Source organism: Phycisphaerae bacterium (assembly GCA_035275405.1).
Classification (GTDB): domain Bacteria; phylum Planctomycetota; class Phycisphaerae; order UBA1845; family UTPLA1; genus DATEMU01.
This window is the reverse complement of sequence record DATEMU010000015.1, coordinates 377749-397189: the sequence shown is the minus strand read 5'-3', so window position 1 is coordinate 397189 and position 19441 is coordinate 377749. Positions and strand designations below refer to the sequence as shown.

Sequence of the window (19441 nt, the reverse complement as noted above, 5' to 3'; positions counted from 1 at the left end):
TCACGCAGTTCCGACATTGGCGCGTGCAGAGAGCAAGAGATCATCGGTCAGTCCACGCTGGAGACGATGGTGACCGAGCGCCGCAATCATCGCGGCGTTGTCGGTGCAGTATTTCATCGGCGTGAGATGAAGCGATAACCCCTCGGCGGCGCAGCGATCGCCCAGCCGTTCGCGGAGCATGGAGTTCGCCGCCACTCCCCCACCGACGACAACCGTTCGAACGCCGGTCTGCTGTACGGCCATCAGCGTCTTTTCCATCAGGACATCTACGACGGCCGCGGAGAATGATGCGCAGAGGTCGTTCACCTGCTGCTCGCCCAATCGCTCCAACCCGCCGCTCGTTTGACCCGGCCCATGCACGTGATAAAGGACCGCCGTCTTCAGGCCGCTGAATGAGAAATCGAGCGAACCGGGTTTCAGGAGGGTGCGCGGCAGCTTGACCGCCTCGGGATCGCCCGCCCTGGCGCGTCGATCGACGATGGGGCCGCCGGGAAAGCCGAGGTTCAGAATCATGGCGACCTTGTCAAAGGCCTCGCCGGCCGCGTCGTCAATGGTCGCGCCGAGGAGCGTGATGTCGTCGTAATCACGGACCCGATAGAGCGACGTATGTCCGCCCGAGACGACGAGGGCGACCGCGGGCCAGGGATCGTGATCAAGGTCGATGGCCGCACTCGTGGCGTGCGCGTGAATGTGGTTAACGCCGACCAGGGGCTTATTCCAGCACCAGGCCAGCGTCTTTGCGGCGGTCACTCCGACGAGCAGGGAACCGATCAGGCCCGGCGCATAGGTCACGGCAATCGCATCCATATCGCCGGGACTGCACGATGCCTGGCGCAAGGCCTCCTCCACCATCAGGTCCAGCGTTTGCAGGTGGGCCCGCGAGGCGATCTCCGGAACGACGCCGCCGTATTTCGCGTGCAGATCAAACTGCGTGGCGATCAGGTTGCAACGGACGTTACGGCCGTCCTCCACGACCGCGACGGACGTCTCATCGCAGGACGTTTCGATTCCCAGTAGACATGTCATGGGTGGTTGAGCATCTCGCGGTCAGCTTGCCGATGCCGAATTCGCCGGCGCAGCGGAATTCGCGGGCCGTTTCGGAGTCATGTGATCCTGTAAGTACTTCATCGCCCCCTGCAATTGAAGATCGCCTTCCACAAAGTTCGCCGCGGCCTGGTGATCCAAGTCCTCCAGCGTATCATCGGTTCCCGCCGGAGCCGATTCGGGAACCGGCTCGCGTCCGATGCGGCGCCATTTGGAGAGCCATTTCTCTCGTTCCTGCGGGGTGAGCGAGATCGGCAGCGTCGGTTCGACGCCCCACCGATCCGTCGCCGTGCTGTTCGCCGTTCGATGGATGCACTGGCCGCTCGGCAGATAATAATAGGCCGTCGTGAGCTTGATCGCGCCGTTTTTCTGGTCCAGTTCCACGACTTCCTGCACGCTCCCCTTCCCGTACGAGCGCTCGCCCACGACGGCCGCGCGCTGATGATCGCGCAGGGCCCCGGCGACGATTTCGGCGGCGCTGGCCGACGAGCCGTTGATCAACACCGCCATGGGAAACGGCGGGTAGGTGCCGTCGCGCATCGCGAACCAGGATTTCTCGTCCACCTTGCGGCCGGCCACGCGGACGATCAGCCCGCTTTCCAGGAATCGATCGGCCACGTCGCGGGCGCTGTCCAGAAGCCCGCCGGTGTTTTCGCGGAGGTCCAGGATGAGCCCGCGGAGGTTTCCGCGCAGGAGCCGCTCCATGCGCGCGTCCATTTGCTGGGCCACGTCATGGGTGAATTTCGTCAAGCGGAGGTATCCAATATGGTTCTCCGTATCCAACATGAACCGCCAGTCGCCGGTGCGGTCTCGCGACCAACCGCGTACGGGATCAAGGTCGATGGTGGCCCGCTGCAACGTGATCTCCCTCGACGCCTGCGGGGTCGATTCGCCCGGTCGAATCACAATGAGCGTGATGTCGGAGCCCGGCGGGCCGTTCAGATGGTTGTTGACCGCATCGACGATGGAGAGCCTTTTTGCAGCGATGCCGTCAATGTGGGTAATGACGTCTCCCGGCCGCAGGTCCGCTTCCGAGGCCGGCGACTTGGGCGCGCGGTTGATGATCTCCAGGCCTTCCGGTGCGGCCCAGACATCCACCCCGATCCCGCCGAAGAGGCCATCGGCCCGTCTCTTGAACCGCTCGTATTCCGCCTGATTGAAATAAACCGCGTAGGGATCGTTCAACCCCTCCACCATGGCGTGGATTCCGGCGCGAACGGCCGCGCCCGTCATCTCGGCGTCATCGACCTCATCCACGTAACGCTTGCGGATCTGGGCCCGAACGTCGGCAAGCGGACCGAAGGCCTTGTACACGGCGTCGCGACCGGCGATCGTCTGCGGCAATTGCCACATCAGGAGGGTGATCATCGCAATGACGAGAATCCATGCGAGATTGCGTTTGGGCATGTCGCCTCCTCGGGGCGGAGTGAAAAAAGGAATTGCTGAGTCGGACATTTTCACTCGGTCGATGCGTGGCGTCAAGCCGAGGGGGCAAATCGAGGCGGCAGCTCCGGATAAGAAAGAGCGTCCGACGGGGCAAAAAAAGTTGACGCTGAAATGGGCCGGCCTGAAGATATTTGATCGCCGCGAACGGCCCGCGCATAATCAGGGAAGGGACGATCCCGGATGCGGCGCGGGGAGGACAAGCGATGAGCATGGAGTTTGACGCGCACTGCGACGACTTTCACACGGCCACCCGGTTATTTCTCAAGCTCGATCTGGGCCTGGAGCGGGAGACGGTCCTTCATTTCTTCGACAGCGTGAAGCGGGAATTCCCGACGCTGCGAAAGCTGCGCCGTCGCGATGACGGCAGCATCCTTCTGGAAGAAGACGAGACGGAGGACGGCTCGCGGCGCTGGCTGCGGCTGGAAAGCTCCGCCCTGCGCCTCGGACATTACAACCCCCCTTCCCTCGAAGAGGCGATGCGCTTCGGGCAGGTGGTGCTGAAAATGGCTCCTTACCACCTGACCCTCGGCGAACTCGATTACGACCACCTGGAGGTCGTCTTCGGGTTTGATCTGGAGTATCGCGGCAACCACGATCAACTGGTGGCCGACACGCTCTTCGCCGACGGCCCCCTTTCAGGCCTGCTCAATCAGGAAGGCGTTCTCCACGCCATCGACTCTCAGCCGTTTCTTGGGGTATCCCTGACAGAAAGTTGCGACACACAACTCTACCTCGAGGTAAAGAGCCGGACGTCCACATACGAAGTTCGGACCCAGCAATTCGAGGCCCAGCCGCTGTCGGTGTTTCTGACACTCCGGCGATACTGGGGATTCGACCGCGCCGATGCTCTCTTGGATGCCCATCGCGAGCTTTCCGAACGCGCCGAAGAATGGGCGGCTTCCAAGATTGTCCCCCTCGTCGTAAGCCCTCTCGCTCATGCCATCGCCTCACGGCCCTAAGTCGGATGGGCTCCCGGCGGACTCGCCCGGCATGCGGTCCCCGCGCCCTTTGGCAACCGACGCGGAACGAGCCGTAATCGGCGCCAGCCTCTTGGCGCCAATCGCTCGCGGGCGATCCTTGTCCACCGGGGGACCCGATGGTCAGCTTCCATTGGGAAGAGCGGATCATTGACCGGGTAATGCCTTCAAATCCCCATTTTCAGCTTATCCTGCGGGGTATTCCCCCGGGTAGATTGGCTGTGTCCCGCCCCTGATCGATCGAGTGGTCTACGTCTTGGTCCATGTCAAAAAGCTGCCTGGATTCGGGGAACAGCCGCACGATTGCCCCCCCCTCGGAGGCTCTGGCCACCCGATTCGAATTCGTTCATACATTCAGCGGGGTCCGCTCGCCGTCGGCGGATTCTTGTACGGCAGGCGTGACAGGTTCGGGGCGATGCAAAAAACCCTTGCAAAATGGGCTTATTCGCTTGCATTCGCCGGCGAGTTGGTTAAATTGCCCTGCAAATGGGCCTTATGGAAGAGGCTCGAACATAGGCTTTTTTGCACCGAGGAGACACGATGGCAAACTCAAAATCCATGAGCAAATCCGCACTCATCAGCCACCTGGCCGAGACCAACGAAATGACGCGAAAGCAAGTGATCGCGTTCATGGAAGCGCTGGTCGAGACCGCCTACAAGCAGGCGAAGAACAGCTTCACGATTCCCGGCATCGGCAAGCTGGTCCTGGTGAATCGCAAGGCGCGAATGGGCCGCAACCCGGCGACGGGCGAAGCGATCAAGATCCCGGCGAAGCGCGTGGTCAAGTTCCGCGTCGCCAAGGCCGCGAAGGATGCGATCCTCACCGGCCGAAAGTAAAAGCGCCGCGACCCACAATTTCGCGCCAACGGTAACGACGCGCAATTGACGTATCGAAACAGAAGCGCCCCGACGACACAGGGTGTCGACGGGGCGTTTTTCTATGCGCGTTCGCTGCTGCTATGCGGCGCAAAAGTACAATTCTGTTGAAGTGCAGCGGCCAGTCTGCGCAAGTATTCCTCTCTCGGCAACTCCACGCAACCGAACCGCCGGAGGTGGTCCGTCGACCATTGCACATCCAACAGCGTATAGCCGCGCTCGCGCAAGCGCTGCACCAGGGCGACGAGTGCAACCTTGCTGGCGTCGCGATGCCGATGAAACATGCTCTCGCCGAAGAAGGCGCCGCCCAGGGCGACCCCGTAGAGACCGCCGGCCAGATCGCCGCCGCGCCAGGCTTCGACACTGTGCGCCAGGCCCGCCTCGTGAAGTTCGCCGTAGGAGCGATGAATGGACGGTGTGATCCACGAGCCTTCGTCGCGTTCCGCGCACCGCCGCATCACTTCCGCGAAAGCGGAGTCGACGCGAATCTCATAGACCCCGCGCCGCACGGTGGCCAGCAACGTCTTGGAGGCGTGAAAGGATTCGAGCGGAATGATCGCCCGCGGGTCCGGCGAAAACCACCGAATCTGCCCGGCCACGCCCATCGGAAAGGCGCCTTGAACATAGCCGGAGATGAGAAGCTCGGGGCTCAGTCGCGCCACGGATACACCGGGACGATCTTATCGTCGCCGACACCCTCCGGCGTCAAGCGGACTGGCTCAATGACGCGACGCTTGCCGTCCCGTTGCGTTAGGGGCAGCCCTCCAACAAGAGGCAATCCACGAAGTTCGGAATGTCGTCCTCATCAATCTGGTTGTCCGGTGTCCCCTCGACGTCGCCGGCGCACTTTTCGATGGCGATCGCCAAGGCGACTTCCTCGCCTTCGACCAGAATTTCCGTGAAGCGGTTGATATCCCGGGCATCCAGCAGGCCGTCGTGGTTCACGTCGGCCTTCAGGCAGGAGACGGTGACTGTGAAGCCATCGGCCAGGGTCGCGACTTGCAGGTCGGGGTTCGTCACCTCGACGTCCCAGGCGCCGATCTCAGCGACGCCGGTCAGGTCAAACGAGCAGTTGATCTTGGTGCTGTTCACGACGACTACGCCGGTGGCGACGATATCCGGCTGGCCGATCTTCCTGAGCTTGACGGTCGTCGTCCCGCTCAACTGGAAGTTCGTTCCCAGAAGCTCCGAAATCGCGACGACAGTTTCGGCGGCCCCGCTGTTCGGCAGGATCGATATGACCGTCGGCGTGGGCAGGCTAGTAGAAACATCGCCGCTCACGACCAGAGCAAACCCCTGCGGGCCGACAGTGTTGACGGTGGGGGCATTCACCTGGACGGTGTACGAGCCGACGGCGGGCGTATTGAGCAACACCTGCTCGACGTTGTTAACGGCGTCGGCCACACCACCGGAGGTAGACTGCCCGCCGGAAAAGACGTTGCCGCGATACAGCACGGCACCGGGGGCGGTAACTTCCAGGTTGAGATTGTTGATATAGGCGGGGTTGGCGTTTAACGCCGCCTCTTTTTCGGTCCAGACCAGCGTAATTTTCAGGGCCTGAGAGTTACTGACGACGTTGACGTTGTAGGCCTCAGAGGATTGACCCGTGGTGAGGCCGTTGGCGTTTCGAATGTCGTCCAAAACAACCAACTTTCTCGCATCACCGGTGAAGAACAACGTATTGTCCAGCAGGACGCGACCCCAGCCCTCGCTATTCGAGGGAAACCCGGCGATTCCCGTCATGTCCGTCGAGGAATTGAGAAGCGTGGCCTTGATGAGCGCGCCGGAGGGCGTAAATGCGTCCTCGGGCACCGCCGCGCCTGTCGGATAAAACCCCTCCGTATAGTATTGACGAACGAGGAGGCCGCAGCCTGCGACGGCGGGGCAGGCCATCGACGTACCCGTCCAACCGCTTCCGCTGAAGGTACATGTTGCCCCGGTCGTGGAGGAAGAAACCGTACTGCATCCCGGAGCCATAATCTCCGGCTTTCGGCGGCCGTCGGCGGTGGGACCGGCTGAAATCGAACCACAGGCGCTCCCTTGGCTGGGAGTGTCAGAACCGCGGTTCACGGCCAGACAGTTCTTGGCATTCTCCGGGGTATAAACCACGCCTCCTTGGTTGGTCACGGCGAAAAGAACTAAGTCATCTTCAATGTCGAAGCTAAACTTGTCCACGTCGCGGCACACCGATGTGTACGCGGTCGTCCCGTCGGTCCCCCAACTATTGCTGTGGACGCGAGCCCCGGCATTGTGGTTTTGGAGGAATTTGTTATAGACGCTTCCCGCACTGCCATAATTGGTAAAGGCGACTTTGGCCGCGTAAGCGATTCCGCGATAAGTGGCCGCCCCACCGGCAGGAACCGGGTCGCCGTAAAAAGTGCCCCCGGTGTGAGTCGCGTGCGTGTCGTCGCCGGTCGTCCCGAAATAGGCGACGACCTTTCGATGCGTGGGTCCGGGGGTGGCCACTGCGGGATCGCGGAACGCGCAGTGATCAAAGTTTAATCCGGTGGTGCTGCCGCCGTCGATGTGACCGGCTACCTGATTCTCACCGTGCAATCCGCGGTCCCAGACGGGCGTCTGGGCGCTCACATTGCTCTGCAAGATCCATTTGTTCGTGTCGTTGCGAAGCGCCGGCTCGCCCGCCTCCTCCACCCACTGAACCGCCGGCATGTCGCCGAGTTGAGGAACGACTTCTTGCGGAATCGTCAGTTCGATCGCCCCGGCGTCACCGGAAGTCGTGGCGTCGGCGATGACCGCGCCGGGCAGCGTCGCGATAGCGTTGGCCGCGGCCTGAACATCCTCACCGTCGAACAAAACCACGGTGAGTTTGACGATTTCCTGGTTTTTCAAGGCGAGTCGTTCGGGCGTCGTCACCGGAAACTGACCAATCGTCGGTTCGAGTTTCCACGACTTGTCGAACGGGCCGATCCATCGGACAAAATCGATGCTGCCGATTTTCGCCTTGACATCGAATCCCGCCGGCAGACGGACGATGTAAGAGTTTGCAGGGAGGTACGTGCCCAGGGTGACGCCGGCGTCGCCCAATCGGGCCACCCGCTGCGGTGTCAGTGCACCGTCGAGTTGAACGACGTAATAACCTGCCGTGGCGAGCGGTGCCGCCGTCGCCTTAACGTGCAGCGAGGTGGGAGCTTCCAACCGAACCTTGCCGGTTCGCAGGTGCAACGCCGTGGGATCGAGCGGCTCGGCGGCCGGTCCCGCCCCCCACGTCATGGTCGCCGACAAGAATAGTCCAATGAGCCCTGTTACTATGGGAGATATGGATTTCGACACGTATTCCCACTCCTGAACCAGATGGAGTTTGACGCGGCTGGGGAACCCCCAACTCGGACTCAAGACTCCTGATCCGAGCGACTAATTATATCGGGTAGCGACCCCAAAATAAACGGAAAAGCGGACTGATTTATCGCCCTTTTCGTCTTTCTCGGACATTCCCCAATGGGATCAGGGGGGACGTTAAGACCCAGCACACAGTCCGCCGCCCCCATTGGGCAAATGTACACATGGGTGCCCTAGGAGCGCGAGAGTAGGGCAAATTCCTCAACCACAAAGACCTCGTCCTCTTCAGGAACAAACGTCTCGTCACGGCGGAAGCCGACAAAGTTGCCGTCGACTTGAAGCTCCCCAACAAACGTCAAACGCGAAACGGTCTCGTCCGCGGTGTCAGGGTTGTATGAAACGTCCAAGACGATGGTCAGACCACTGCGGGCAATCAACGGTGACTCGCGGATTCGGGCGACGAGTCCAAGACCGTCGCTGCTACAGGAGAGGTCGAGAATCGAGACTCGCGATTCCTGGATGACCAGACAAGACCGTCGCCCATCGGCGTTGGCCAGGACCCACCTACCATCGAGCGGGATCAGGCTCGCGGACGGCGGGATGATCGGTATCGGGATGGGGACCGGCAGCAGCACCGAATCGGCGCCGCAACCCGCCAGGCAAAGTACGAACATCGGCACGAGCCTCTTCATAGCCCCCTCTTGCGAGCGCGACCCTCCCGCAGAGTGCAACCTCCCTGAACGCGGTTGGGTTAATGTGTATATCCCCCGATGCGGGCGAAGGGGCGTCGGCCGCCCCGAATCCCAAACCCATAAAACCGGGCCACTTGATCCTACTCCGCGCCAATTGCTGATTTCAATGTCGAGTTCGACAACGAATCGAAAACCACCGCCGATAACTCAAGACCGTGCGGGTTCGGCAACGCGTGGACTGGACGTTGCGGACGTTGCGGACAATAATCCATGCCGTCGGGCAAGGCCCGACAGGCCCTGGACGATTGCAACGTCTCCTGATGGTGAACGACGGCCAGTCCAAACCATGAACTACTTCACCGCTGTAGTCGCCGCGATTGCTTGTTTTGCGCCTCCCACCACGCAGGACAGCGATGATCTGCGCAGAATTGAAAAACAACTCCTGGAGATGGTTCCCCGGTTCAAGACGTTTTCGGCCACTCTCACGTTGAAAATCGATTTCTCCGGTGTGCAATCGTGGGATCGCAGCGATGGCCGGGGAACCGTCGAGTATCTCATTCAGGGCGACAAGATCGTGTCGCGCGTAGAAATCACCAGCGAAAGCACCGCCTCCATCGGCGCGTCGGAATCCACGACTCGCGATGTCCACACGATGTACGGAGACGGAAAATACACCTTCGATGTCGGCGAGACCAATGGCACAAAGATGGCGTTCAAGTTGGATACCGACCCCATACAGGTGGCGGTCCCCAGCAAGGAGATGTTTGACAAGTGGAGGAAGGACTTCGAAACGAAAATCCTCCCCGACGAAAATCTCGATGGCAAGGAGGTCTGGGTGCTGGAGGCGCGACCGAAAGACCCCGAAAAAACGCCTGCCGCGCGCATGCTTACTTATTTCCGCAAGGACATCCCCTTGATGGTCAAGACAGTCAGCTACGACAAGTACGACCGGCCCTTTCAGTGGACGACGCTGACCGAGATAAAGGTGGATCCCAAGATCGATCCCGAGCGTTTTGTGTTCAAACGACCGCCGGACTTCGAGTATTATGATGTAACCACGGAGAAATAGAGTCAGACGACCTCGCTGCCACGGTGCAAAAAAATGGCCCGCCGAACGCCGCGAGCAATCGCGGGCCGGCGGGCACATTCGTTACAAGCTGCCGTAGCAGCCACGTTCGCTGCACTACGGCAGCCACCTACGATTACCAATATCCACGGATCACCTCCCTTTCACAGGGCGACAACCCCGAGCCGTCGCCGAAGCGACTCTCGGGAATGGACCCATCCGCCGGCCGTCGTCGGCGGACACACCCGGCGGCATCACTGCCGGCCGAGGCGAATGGAACTCCCGTCGAGGTCCGCCGCCCATTTTCGGCGTTCCGCTCGATCGGGAACCCACGTCCGCAAAGCTAGTTTAGTCACTTGCGCCGAAGGGGGTCAAGAAAAAACCGCCCCCCGCCCACATACTGCATCGAGTTTCATTGTATGACCTGCCGTCTAATACGCCGCATCCACCGACCGAATCCGTTATAATGGATCTCTAAGCCCGCCAGGGAGTAGCCGGTCACCGACGGAGGGGGTACCCGACGAAACTACGGCCCACGAGGATGAAAGAGTGGCACTCCGTACTCTGATCGCCGGTCTCATGTGCGGGACCGTCCTTGGTTTCGCACTCGCCAATCCGGTGGCCGCACAAGTCCGCGTCGTCAACTACAACATCGCCGGCCTGAACGGGAACCCGGCCGCGCTGCAGGACGTGTTCGCGGCGCTCGCCGCCGACGACAAACCCGGATTCGCCGTGGCCCCGCACGTGTACGTCTTCCAGGAAGTCCACGATTCCGACGTCGCGCCGCTGCTCATCTTGCTGAACGCGTCTGCCCCGCCGGGGGTCGCCTATTCGCAAGGAACCTACACGAACAACAATGAAAACGCGGCGAGCGGCGCGCAGGCGATGTTCTATCGCGCCGACACGCTCAGCGAGGATGTGACGGGACATGCCGACATCTATACGCAGGCGAGCCGTTACGCCGACCGTTGGAAACTGCAGCTCGCCGGGTATTCGTCGCCCGCGGCGGGGTTCTACATCTACAGCGCGCACCTTAAAGCAAGCAACTCGTCGGCCGACGCGAATACTCGCCTGACGGGCGCGACGGCCATCCGCAACAACGCCGACGCCCTTCCGGCCGGCACGCACGTCATCTATGCCGGCGATTTCAACGTCTACCACAACGGCGAAGCCGCCTACCTCAAGTATCTTTCGACGGGGAACGCACAAGGTTTCGACCCCTTGGGAACCGGCTCCTGGGCCGGGTCGGCCAACGCCATTAAGCACACCCAAGCACCGTGTGCGGCGGGCTGTTCGCTCGTCGGGGGCGGCATGGATGATCGTTTCGACCACCAGCTCTCGACCGCGGCATTTCAAGACGGCGAAGGCCTCAGCCTGATCCCCGGCACATACCGTTCGTTCGGCAACGATGGAAATCACTACGATCAGGCAATAAACACCGGAAACAACACGTACTATCCCGGCGATATCACACGCTCCAATGCCCTCGCGGCCGATCTCTACGTCGCCAGCGACCACATCCCGGTCGTCGCGGATTACCAACTCCCCGCGGTGATGTCGGCAACGATGGTGTCCGACTTCGATCGCATTATTGAGGGCGCGTCCCTCGTTCTGACGGTGAGCATCGCCAACGCGGCGGACGTCCTTGTGTCGGCAGGCGCGGACGAGTTGGATTACGTGGCGGTCGCCTCAGGCGCCTTGACAGGTACCGCGGAAGGCAGCGTGGCCGCACTTTTCCCGCCGGCCATGCCTTCCTTTCCCGTCGATACATCGTCGGTGGGCAGCGTCAGCGGGGCCGTGGAAGTAACCAGTACGAGTCAGGCCGTTCAGGACACCTCCATTCTCCTCCCGACCGACGGCACCGTCGTCCGCCATGCCAATGCGAGCTACTCCTCTGTGCAAAATGAGGACGTCCTAAACATCACACAGACGATGGAGCCCGATACCGGCGTGCAGGCCGTCAACGTCAATCTGTACAATCTGGACTACGACAACCTGCAAGCGGCCCTGGATGTGGACGCTATCGATGGTCTGAGCGCTCCGTTCGGTTTGCCCGGCGCGCTCCCGACCAACATCGGTGCAGGCGCCGGGATCATCCCGCTTTCCATCGATACGACCGGGCTATCGGCGGGGACCTATACGGCCAACCTGAATGTCCAGGTCAGCGACGAAGACCTGCCCGGCGAGATGACGGCGACGATGAGCCTGATTCTCGAAATACAAATCGGGGCGGCCGCAGTCCCCGGCGACGTCAATTGCGATGGCGTGCTGACCCTGGGCGATGTTGAAACCTTCGTCGACGTGCTGCTCGAATTGGACGCTACGGCGTGCCATGTCCAGCGGGCCGACTTCGACCAGTCGACCGTTATCGATGGGCTGGACATTCCTTCCCTGGTGGATATCTTCCTCAACTGATGGCTCCGCGCATTTTGTATGAGGTCACAACGATCCTCCGGGACGAGGGCGTCGCGCAGCGCTGGGTGCGCTGGATCCTCGACGAACACATCGCCGATGTCGTCCGGGCCGGCGCGGCGAGCGGAAGACTCCTGCACATCGACGATGCGCCGCATACCTACGTCGTGCAATACGAATTCGCCTCGCGTGACAGCCTGAACACCTATCTTTCCAGCCACGCACCGCGGCTCCGCGCCGAGGGTGCGCTGCGCTTCGACGCAAGCGAAGCCGCCTACCATCGCCGTACTGCTACGATCATTGAGCGGTAGCCCCCCGCGCCGGCCCGCGATTTCGTGTTTCCCCGCCGCGGTTTCCGCCCTACAATGCACCCAATCGTCGCCATCCGGCGACGAGATTCCGCACCGGCTTGGAGCCCTTTCCGAATGGCATTAGGCGGCCCATCTGCAACGCGAGGACGTGACGCGGCCAAAGGCGCATCCCCCTTTCACTTTCTGCGCGTCCTGCGTTTTGCTCGTCCCTATTTCGCAATGCTGGCCGTCGGCGTCGGTTGCATCGCCATGGTCGCGGTCACCTATTCCGTCAATATCGCGGCCCTCCTGCCCGCCGTGCAGCTCATCGCCGACCGACAGGGTGTGCCCGCCTGGGTCAATCAAAGCATCGCGGAGCGCCGGCTGGACCTGGTCCTCACAACCGATGACGCCCAGTCGAGCATTCGGGTGGCGAAGGTCAAGCCCGCATCGAGCATCAAGGGACACATCAAGCGAAACGACGAGATTGAGGCCGTTGATGGTAAGGTGCTTCCGCCCGACGCGATCTTTCGGGATTTAGCCTATAGCCCGGACGGTCGCGAAGTCGCGCTGCGCGTTCGCCGCGCGGGCGAACCCGCCCCTCTCGAATTTCGCGCGGTACCGGAGGATATATCCAGGCAGGACCGCTGGTTTCGGTGGGGCGCATCCTGGCTGCCGCAGGAAACCGGCGCCGACGCTCGGATGCTGACGCTCCAACTCATCCTTGTCGGCGTGCTGTCCATCGGGATCATCGGGGCGATATGCCGTTTCTTCGGCGAGTATCTGATCGCCGTCGTTGCCGCGCGAACGGTCCTGAACATCCGCAAGCGGATGTACCAGCGCGTCTTGAGCCTGCCGGTCTCCTACTTCGCGACCCAAGGGGGCGTCAGCGACACCATCAGCCGGTTTGTCGCGGACAGCCAGGACGTCTATCGCGGCCTCAACTTCATCTTCGTCAAATCCCTGCGCGAGCCGCTGAAGGCGATGTTCGTCTTCTTTGTCGCCCTGGCCATCGACTGGCGGATCACGTTGATCACCGTCGTGTCGGCGCCGCTCGCCGCCCTGCTCATACGCAGGCTGGGCAAGATGATCCGCAAGGCCAACCGGCGGCTGCTTCAAAATTACGGCCGCATGCTTTCCACGCTCGAAAGCGCCGTCAACGGCATCCGCGTCGTCAAGGGTTACACGATGGAGGCGTATGAGCGCGTCCGTCTGCACACGGTTGACCGCGAGATGCTTCGCCAGCAGCTTAAGATCGAACGCATCGACGCTTTGTCCAGCCCGGTCTTTGAGACCATTGGCCAATTCATCGCCGCCGGGGCGATTCTCTATTTTGCCCAGCAAATGTTCGACGGCCTGATGGAATTCTCCAAGTTCGCCACGCTGGCCGCCTGCATGGCCGCCATGTTCGACCCGATCCGCAAACTCTCGTCCTTCTACAATCGGGTGCAGAGCGCCAATGCGGCCATGGACCGCGTCTTTGAAATCATCGATCTGCCGGATGAAACGACCGGCTCGCGGGCCGGCGAGACCATGCCGCCGTTTGCCGAAAAGATCGAGTTCCGCGGCATCCGCTTCACCTACCCGCATGGCGAACGGCCGGCGCTCGACGGCATCAACCTGACCCTCCGCCGCGGCGAGCGCGTCGCCATCGTCGGTCCCAACGGCTCCGGCAAAACGACGCTGATGTCACTGCTGCTGCGCTTCTTCGAGCCGGATGAGGGCACGATCCTGATCGACGGCCGCCCGATCCGCGACTATTCGATCCCCTCGCTGCGGCGACAGATGAGCCTCCTCACGCAGGACACGGTCATCTTCGCGGACACGCTGGCCGCGAACATCGCATATGGCGACGACCGATTGCTGCGACAATTGATTCTAAAGCGGCGCCACCCCGAGCGAAAATACGACCTGGCCGAGGGACAGGAGCGCATCCGCGCCGCGGCCCAGTCCGCCTTCGCCGACGAATTCATCCGCGAGAAACCTCAGGGCTACGACACCGACGTCGGCGAGCACGGCGTGACGCTCTCGGGCGGTCAAAAGCAGCGCATCGCCATCGCCCGGGCCATCCTCCGCAACGCCCCGATCTTCATCTTCGACGAGGCCACCAGCCAGATCGACAGCGACAGCGAGCACAAGATTCATGAGGCGGTCGAGCGCTTCCTGGAAGGCCGCACCGCGCTCATCATCGCGCACCGTTTCTCGACGATCCTCCAGGCCGATCGGATCGTGGTGATGGATCGCGGGCGGATTGTGGACGTCGGCCGCCACGACGAGTTGATCGAACGCTGCGGGTTGTACCAGACGTTGTACGGAACGCAGATTCTTGACGACTCGCGGTCAGCCGCAACCACCGCTGCCGCTCCGGTCGTCGCCGACGCGTCGCCCTAACGTCTTCGAGATTCTCGCGGCCAATAAAAAGATTGCCGCCGTGTCAGTTTGCCAAAATCGTTGCCAAATGATCTCGTATTCTCTATCATCCCCCGTGAGGTATTGTTAGGATCGTCTAATGACGCTCGTGGTATCCATTTCGTCGGACGCGGAAGCCAAACTTCGCGAAAAGGCCGCCGCCGTGGGGCAGGATGTCTCTGATTACGCGGCGGGCGTGCTCGAACGAATGGCAGACGCCCCTCTGAGCCTCCGTGACATCAGCGGTCCCTTGTTGGACGAATTCAAAGCCTCCGGCATGAGCGACGAGGAATTAGGTGAACTCCTCGAAGCCGCAAAGCATCGGATGCGCAGGGAGCGGAGAGCGACTCCGTGAATGGTACGCGCGCGGTCTTTGATTGCAACGTCTACTTCCAAGCTCTGATTAATGAAGAAGGTCCTGCGGGAAGATGTCTTTCCGCCGCGCTGCACGGCGAGATTGAACTTTACATCAGCCGATTTGTTATTGACGAACTTCGGCGTACCGGCATGGACCTTGATTTGCGGGCGAAGTTCCGTCACATCACCGATCAACGATTGAATCGGCTCATTGCCAATGTCGAAAAGGTCGGGCGGGTCTTGGCGCAGGTGCCTGAGCAGTTTGTTTATGAGAGGGATCCTGATGACGCTCACTATGTAAATTTGGCGCTGGCGGCAGCGGCCAAGTTCGTGGTATCGCGCGACAATGATCTACTGGCATTGATGGATGGGTCGCGCACGGAGGGACGCGAGTTTCGATCCCGATTTCCTTCGCTCGAGATAGTTGATCCAAAGACCTTTCTTCGAATTCTGGAGCTGCACCGCACCGGGTCCTAGCCCTGTGCGACCAAGTCTCAGTCTACCGATTTCGCGCGATCGCAAACGCCCGCACCGGGCAGCTTCCAAGTCCTTCAATCGGTAACGGCGCGGCAAAGAGGCGGACGTCGCGGCCCAAAAGATCTTCGACGTTGGTCAAGTTCTCGATGATCGGGATGCTGGCGCGCAGAAGGATGCTGTGGACCGGGCGGGCCTTGTCGGCGAAGGAGTCGGCGTTGAGCGTGTCGATCCCGTAGAGGGTCACGCCCTTGTCGGCGATCGCCTGCGCGGCAGCACCGCTGATCCACGGGTGCCGACCGCTGCCGTATTCGTCGGTCCCCCAGTGTTTGGACCAACCTGTACAGAGCAGAAGGGCGCGACCGGGCTTGGCGGCCGATGCGATGGTCCTGTCATCAATCCGCCCGGCTGCATCGATATGATCTCGCACGTCCACCACGACCGTGGGCAAGTCGACGAACCGCTCCAGCGGGAAGTTCCAGACCCCCAGGCCGTCGTCGTACCGGTGCCACGGGCAATCGACGTACGTCCCCGTGTTCTGCGCGAACTCCACCCTGGCGATCTGAAAGGACACACCGGGCGCATAGTTCTTCGCCGACGCCGCGCGGCTCCAGACTTCCCCCACGTTGACCGCGGGCAACCGCGGATCGGTCACCAGACCGTGTGAGATGGGATGAGTCAAATCGATGACGGAACCCATTATCCAAACCCGACAATAAGCGGATGCGCACTCCGCGCTTGCATTTCGCTATTAGCTATTCGACATTCGCTATTCTTTAAACTGCCGATCCTTGTGCGCCTCGTACAGGTGCTTCAACTTCCCCCGTTGGTACTTGCCGGTCGATGTGACCGGGATGTCGTCGCCGAAGATCACGACCTTCGGGCATTTCGACCACGGTAGCTTCTCCTTGCAGTGCGCGATCACCTGCGCCTCGGTCAGCGTCGTGCCCTTCTCCACCTGCACGTACGCCCCGACCTCCTCGCCGTAGTAGCGGTTGTCGAACCCGACGGCCAGCCCCACACGAATGCCCGGCATCGAGTTGAGCACCTCGTCGATCTCGAACGGCGAGAGGTTGATCCCGCCGCGGATGATCAGCTCCTTGATCCGCCCGGTGATGAAGAAATAGTCCTTGCCATCCTCCCCGCGGAGCTTGAAGCCCTCGTCGCCGCTGCGAAACCAGGCGAACTTGAACGCCGTTGCGTTCGCCTCGGGGTTGCGGAAATAACCGACCATGACGTTGTGCCCGCGGATGACGATCTCGCCTTTCTTGCCATCTTCAACCGGTTGCCCCTGATCATCGTGGATCGCCATCTCATTGGTGATGACCGGCGCGCCGATCGATGGGAAGCCGTGGTCGTACATCCACGCGCAGTGCTCGTCCCACTCCAGGTCCGTCGGGAGGAAACACGAGTAGCAGACCGTTTCGGATAGGCCGTAGCCGTGCATGATCTTGAGACCGAAGCGGTCCTGAAAATCCCGCGCGAGTTCGACCGAGAGCGGGCCGGCCCCACAGATGAAATGGCGGAAATTCGGCAAATCCTCCGGCGCGAATTCTTCGTTCGATTCAAAAAGGAATTGCAGGAGCGTCGGCACCACGCTGACGATCGCCACATTGTTTTGGGCCAGTTTTCGCCAGAACCCCCCGCTTCGGAACCGCTTATTGACCACGACGTGCGCCCCGCCGAAGGCCGGCGTGACCAGTGTCACGATGATCCCGTTGACGTGGTGGATCGGTAACACGTTCATCATGACGGTGTGCTCGTCGATGCCGTGCCATTGGCTGATCGCATAGGCGTCGGCAAACATCTGCTTCTGCGTCAGGACGACTCCCTTGGGGTTGCCGGTCGTGCCGGAGGTGTAAACCACTAAAGCCTCGGAGTCCCACGATACCGACGGGACCGTCGATTTGCCGCTGGACTTGACGCCCTCAAGTAAACTACCGAAGTCTTCCCACCCCACCGGTCCGCCGGCGGCGTCGAGCAGGATGGCCCGGGATACGGTCTTGGGAATGGCGGCCTCCACGCCGGCCCAATCTTCGCGGCAGGAGCGATGTGCAATGAGAACCGTAGCGCCCGAATTCTGCACAATGTATCCGACGCGATCGTCCGCCTCGCTCGGATTGACTGGCACCACCCGCGCGCCCAGCCGCCAGGCCGCGAAGTAAATCGCCACGGTGAGCGGCTGGTTGATCGTCAGCGTCGCGACAGCGCCGCCCGCCTTGATTCCGAACTTCTCAGACAGCAGCGTGGCGACCCGTTCGATCAAATCAGCGAACTGCGTGAAGGTGAAATGCGTCGGCGTCTCGTCATCCGCCGCACACGGATAGTACGTCATCCACGTTCGCTGGCCATGCGCCCCTGCCAACGATTCCCACATCTCGCCGAAGTTGTGATACGGCAGGTAATCCTCGATCGACGGCAACGTGTCACAGCGATGCGCGGCGTCGATCAGTTTTGCGGTCTGCGCGTCAAACGATTCTGTTGCCGAACTCATCGAAAAAACTCCATAACGTTGCCGCGATCGATCTATTGCAAAGATTCTTTTCCCTATTTCAACACCGCTGTTTTCGGCCCGCAAGCAGGGCCTTTTGACGTGTGGCGGGGCGCTCTAACGGCGACCCACGCCGGGTGTCTATTCGATTAGCCGTTAAGCGGGACCGGCAACCGAAAACAAGAAAAAAGTAAACCCCGCAAGAAAGGAGTTGGCTCATGTTCCGTTCATGTGCAGTTTGTTTCGCCCTCGCCGCTCTCCTACTCGTCGCTCCGATCGCCTACGCCGGGCAGGCCGTCGCGACCTCCATCGCCACCAACGGCGGGAGTTCCAGCGCCACCGCCGTCGCCCATGGAAATGCCGCGGCCACGGCCGACGCCGTCGCCACCAACGGCGGCCGCGCCATCGCCAACTCCGAGGCCGTTGGCCGCGGCAACGGCGTCGCCATCAGTAACAGCATCGCCATCGCTGATCGTGGACTGGCCGTCAGCAACTCGCGCGCCGATGCCCGCGCTCGCCATGGCAGCGTCGCGTTGGCCGTCAGCGAGAGCACGGCCGCCACGGTCGGCGGAACCGCCATCTCCAACAGCGTGGCCGAGGCCGACGCCCGCCGCAACGCCTTCGCCGACAGCCGCTCGACGTCGCTCGCCCTCAGCCGCTTCGGCTTCGCCAACAGCGACAGCCACGCAGTGTCCGACGGCTGGCGCGGTGGCCGGGCGGTCGCCGTCAGCGACTCCATCGCCGACACCGAGTTTGGCGTCGCCGACAGTCGGGTCCGCGCTCATGCCGGCGCACGCCTGTTTGGCTCCGCGAATGCCAACGGCCTCGGTGTCAGCCTCAGCCGCCGCGGTCGCCATGCCGACGCCCGCGTGACCGCCATCAGCCGGTCGGAACGCTGGGGCCGCAGCCAATCCGATGCCGCTGTGGTAGAGGTTCGTCCGTAAGCAAACGCCTCCGCTCCCCTCTCCCTCCGAGGGAGAGGGGTCGGGGGTGAGGGTAAGAAATTCCAAGTGGTTCAAGTTGAAAGGAAGTAAATAGCCATGACTCGTTGCAGAACAACCAATTTGTCACTGATCGCATTAACCACCCTCTCGACCCTGATCGCCTCGCTGCCCGCCCAGGCGGGAGAGGCAACAACCTCCGCCGGAGTGACCCAGATCGGTTCACGACCCGGTACGGCGAACGCGACCGCCGCCTACACGGGCGAAGGCCGCGGCCGGGCCCAAACGACGACCCGCAGTGGCCGAGTCACGTTGGCTGAGGGCCTGGCCTTTGGAGTGGATCGTGATGGCATCGACTTCTCCGTCAGTTATGCCGTCGCCGGCCGCTTCGCCCCGGCCCTGGCCAGCACGTTTAATCTGTCCATCGGCCGTGATGGAAGCGTCGCCAGCTCCGGCGGACTGAGCGTCGCCGGAAATGCCCCGGTCCGGTCGGTTAACGCCGGCGGATTCGCCCGCTCGCAACCTGGAGGCTCGATCTCGGGCGCGACGGCGGGCGGACGCTCCGACCCCCACGGCACGGTCCTCGCCAAGACCTGGTCCGAAAGCCGCCGGCCGCTGCGAACCTTTCGGTATCGCTAGCGTAGGAACGTAGGGCGGGCGGGAACCCGC

At 61.7% G+C, this 19441-nt stretch carries 17 protein-coding genes; 10 read left to right on the top strand and 7 right to left on the bottom strand.

The features are described from left to right. Both tsaD and VJZ71_19380 read right to left on the bottom strand, forming a co-directional pair. Window positions 1–1026: a tRNA (adenosine(37)-N6)-threonylcarbamoyltransferase complex transferase subunit TsaD gene (gene tsaD / locus VJZ71_19385; GenBank protein ID HKQ50247.1), complete on the bottom strand. Its 1026-nt coding sequence runs from the start codon at window positions 1024–1026 to the stop codon at window positions 1–3. Between the two features lie 21 nt (window positions 1027–1047). After that, entirely contained in the window at window positions 1048–2451 is a 1404-nt protein-coding gene (locus tag VJZ71_19380) for a S41 family peptidase (GenBank protein HKQ50246.1), read from the bottom strand. Between the two features lie 242 nt (window positions 2452–2693). On the opposite strand from VJZ71_19380, the gene VJZ71_19375 reads away from it, so the two are divergent. Both VJZ71_19375 and VJZ71_19370 read left to right on the top strand, forming a co-directional pair. Then, entirely contained in the window at window positions 2694–3449 is a 756-nt protein-coding gene (locus VJZ71_19375) for a hypothetical protein (GenBank protein HKQ50245.1), read from the top strand. 558 nt (window positions 3450–4007) lie between these two features. Next, window positions 4008–4304, top strand: coding sequence for an HU family DNA-binding protein (locus VJZ71_19370; GenBank protein HKQ50244.1), 297 nt, complete (start codon window positions 4008–4010; stop codon window positions 4302–4304). A gap of 101 nt (window positions 4305–4405) precedes the next feature. Here VJZ71_19370 and aat read toward each other — a convergent pair whose 3' ends face one another. The 3 genes from aat to VJZ71_19355 all read right to left on the bottom strand — a co-directional run bounded on the left by aat (window position 4406) and on the right by VJZ71_19355 (window position 8332). Further along, on the bottom strand, window positions 4406–5005 hold the full coding sequence (gene aat, locus VJZ71_19365; GenBank protein HKQ50243.1) for a leucyl/phenylalanyl-tRNA--protein transferase: 600 nt from the start codon (window positions 5003–5005) through the stop codon (window positions 4406–4408). 88 nt (window positions 5006–5093) lie between these two features. Continuing rightward, window positions 5094–7634, bottom strand: a complete 2541-nt coding sequence (locus tag VJZ71_19360; protein ID HKQ50242.1) for a S8 family serine peptidase — start codon at window positions 7632–7634, stop codon at window positions 5094–5096. A 239-nt stretch (window positions 7635–7873) separates the two neighbouring features. Next, window positions 7874–8332: a hypothetical protein gene (locus VJZ71_19355; protein HKQ50241.1), complete on the bottom strand. Its 459-nt coding sequence runs from the start codon at window positions 8330–8332 to the stop codon at window positions 7874–7876. A gap of 346 nt (window positions 8333–8678) precedes the next feature. Here VJZ71_19355 and VJZ71_19350 point away from each other — a divergent pair, with 346 nt between their 5' ends. The 6 genes from VJZ71_19350 to VJZ71_19325 all read left to right on the top strand — a co-directional run bounded on the left by VJZ71_19350 (window position 8679) and on the right by VJZ71_19325 (window position 15343). Then, window positions 8679–9401 carry an outer membrane lipoprotein-sorting protein gene (locus VJZ71_19350; protein HKQ50240.1) on the top strand — a complete coding sequence of 241 codons (723 nt, stop codon included), beginning with the start codon at window positions 8679–8681 and terminating at the stop codon, window positions 9399–9401. A gap of 546 nt (window positions 9402–9947) precedes the next feature. After that, window positions 9948–11813: a hypothetical protein gene (locus tag VJZ71_19345; protein HKQ50239.1), complete on the top strand. Its 1866-nt coding sequence runs from the start codon at window positions 9948–9950 to the stop codon at window positions 11811–11813. Continuing rightward, window positions 11813–12121 carry a DUF4286 family protein gene (locus VJZ71_19340; GenBank protein HKQ50238.1) on the top strand — a complete coding sequence of 103 codons (309 nt, stop codon included), beginning with the start codon at window positions 11813–11815 and terminating at the stop codon, window positions 12119–12121. Before VJZ71_19345 ends, VJZ71_19340 begins: the two co-directional genes overlap by 1 nt. 114 nt (window positions 12122–12235) lie before the next feature. Further along, a complete protein-coding gene (locus VJZ71_19335) occupies window positions 12236–14491 on the top strand; it encodes an ABC transporter transmembrane domain-containing protein (GenBank protein ID HKQ50237.1) in 2256 nt (751 codons plus the stop codon). Window positions 14492–14609: 118 nt separating this feature from the next. After that, window positions 14610–14864 carry a hypothetical protein gene (locus VJZ71_19330; GenBank protein HKQ50236.1) on the top strand — a complete coding sequence of 85 codons (255 nt, stop codon included), beginning with the start codon at window positions 14610–14612 and terminating at the stop codon, window positions 14862–14864. Beyond that, window positions 14861–15343 carry a putative toxin-antitoxin system toxin component, PIN family gene (locus tag VJZ71_19325; protein ID HKQ50235.1) on the top strand — a complete coding sequence of 161 codons (483 nt, stop codon included), beginning with the start codon at window positions 14861–14863 and terminating at the stop codon, window positions 15341–15343. Before VJZ71_19330 ends, VJZ71_19325 begins: the two co-directional genes overlap by 4 nt. Before the next feature lie 22 nt (window positions 15344–15365). Here the strand turns inward: VJZ71_19325 and VJZ71_19320 are convergent, their stop codons facing one another. Then, window positions 15366–16040, bottom strand: coding sequence for a cyclase family protein (locus VJZ71_19320; protein HKQ50234.1), 675 nt, complete (start codon window positions 16038–16040; stop codon window positions 15366–15368). A 69-nt stretch (window positions 16041–16109) separates the two neighbouring features. Then, window positions 16110–17834, bottom strand: coding sequence for a class I adenylate-forming enzyme family protein (locus VJZ71_19315; protein HKQ50233.1), 1725 nt, complete (start codon window positions 17832–17834; stop codon window positions 16110–16112). Window positions 17835–18049: 215 nt separating this feature from the next. On the opposite strand from VJZ71_19315, the gene VJZ71_19310 reads away from it, so the two are divergent. Together VJZ71_19310 and VJZ71_19305 are read left to right on the top strand one after the other, a co-directional pair. Continuing rightward, window positions 18050–18775 (top strand): hypothetical protein, encoded by a 726-nt coding sequence (locus tag VJZ71_19310; protein HKQ50232.1) that lies wholly within the window; start codon window positions 18050–18052, stop codon window positions 18773–18775. A gap of 96 nt (window positions 18776–18871) precedes the next feature. After that, window positions 18872–19411: a hypothetical protein gene (locus VJZ71_19305; GenBank protein HKQ50231.1), complete on the top strand. Its 540-nt coding sequence runs from the start codon at window positions 18872–18874 to the stop codon at window positions 19409–19411. The last annotated feature ends 30 nt before the right edge of the window (window positions 19412–19441 follow it).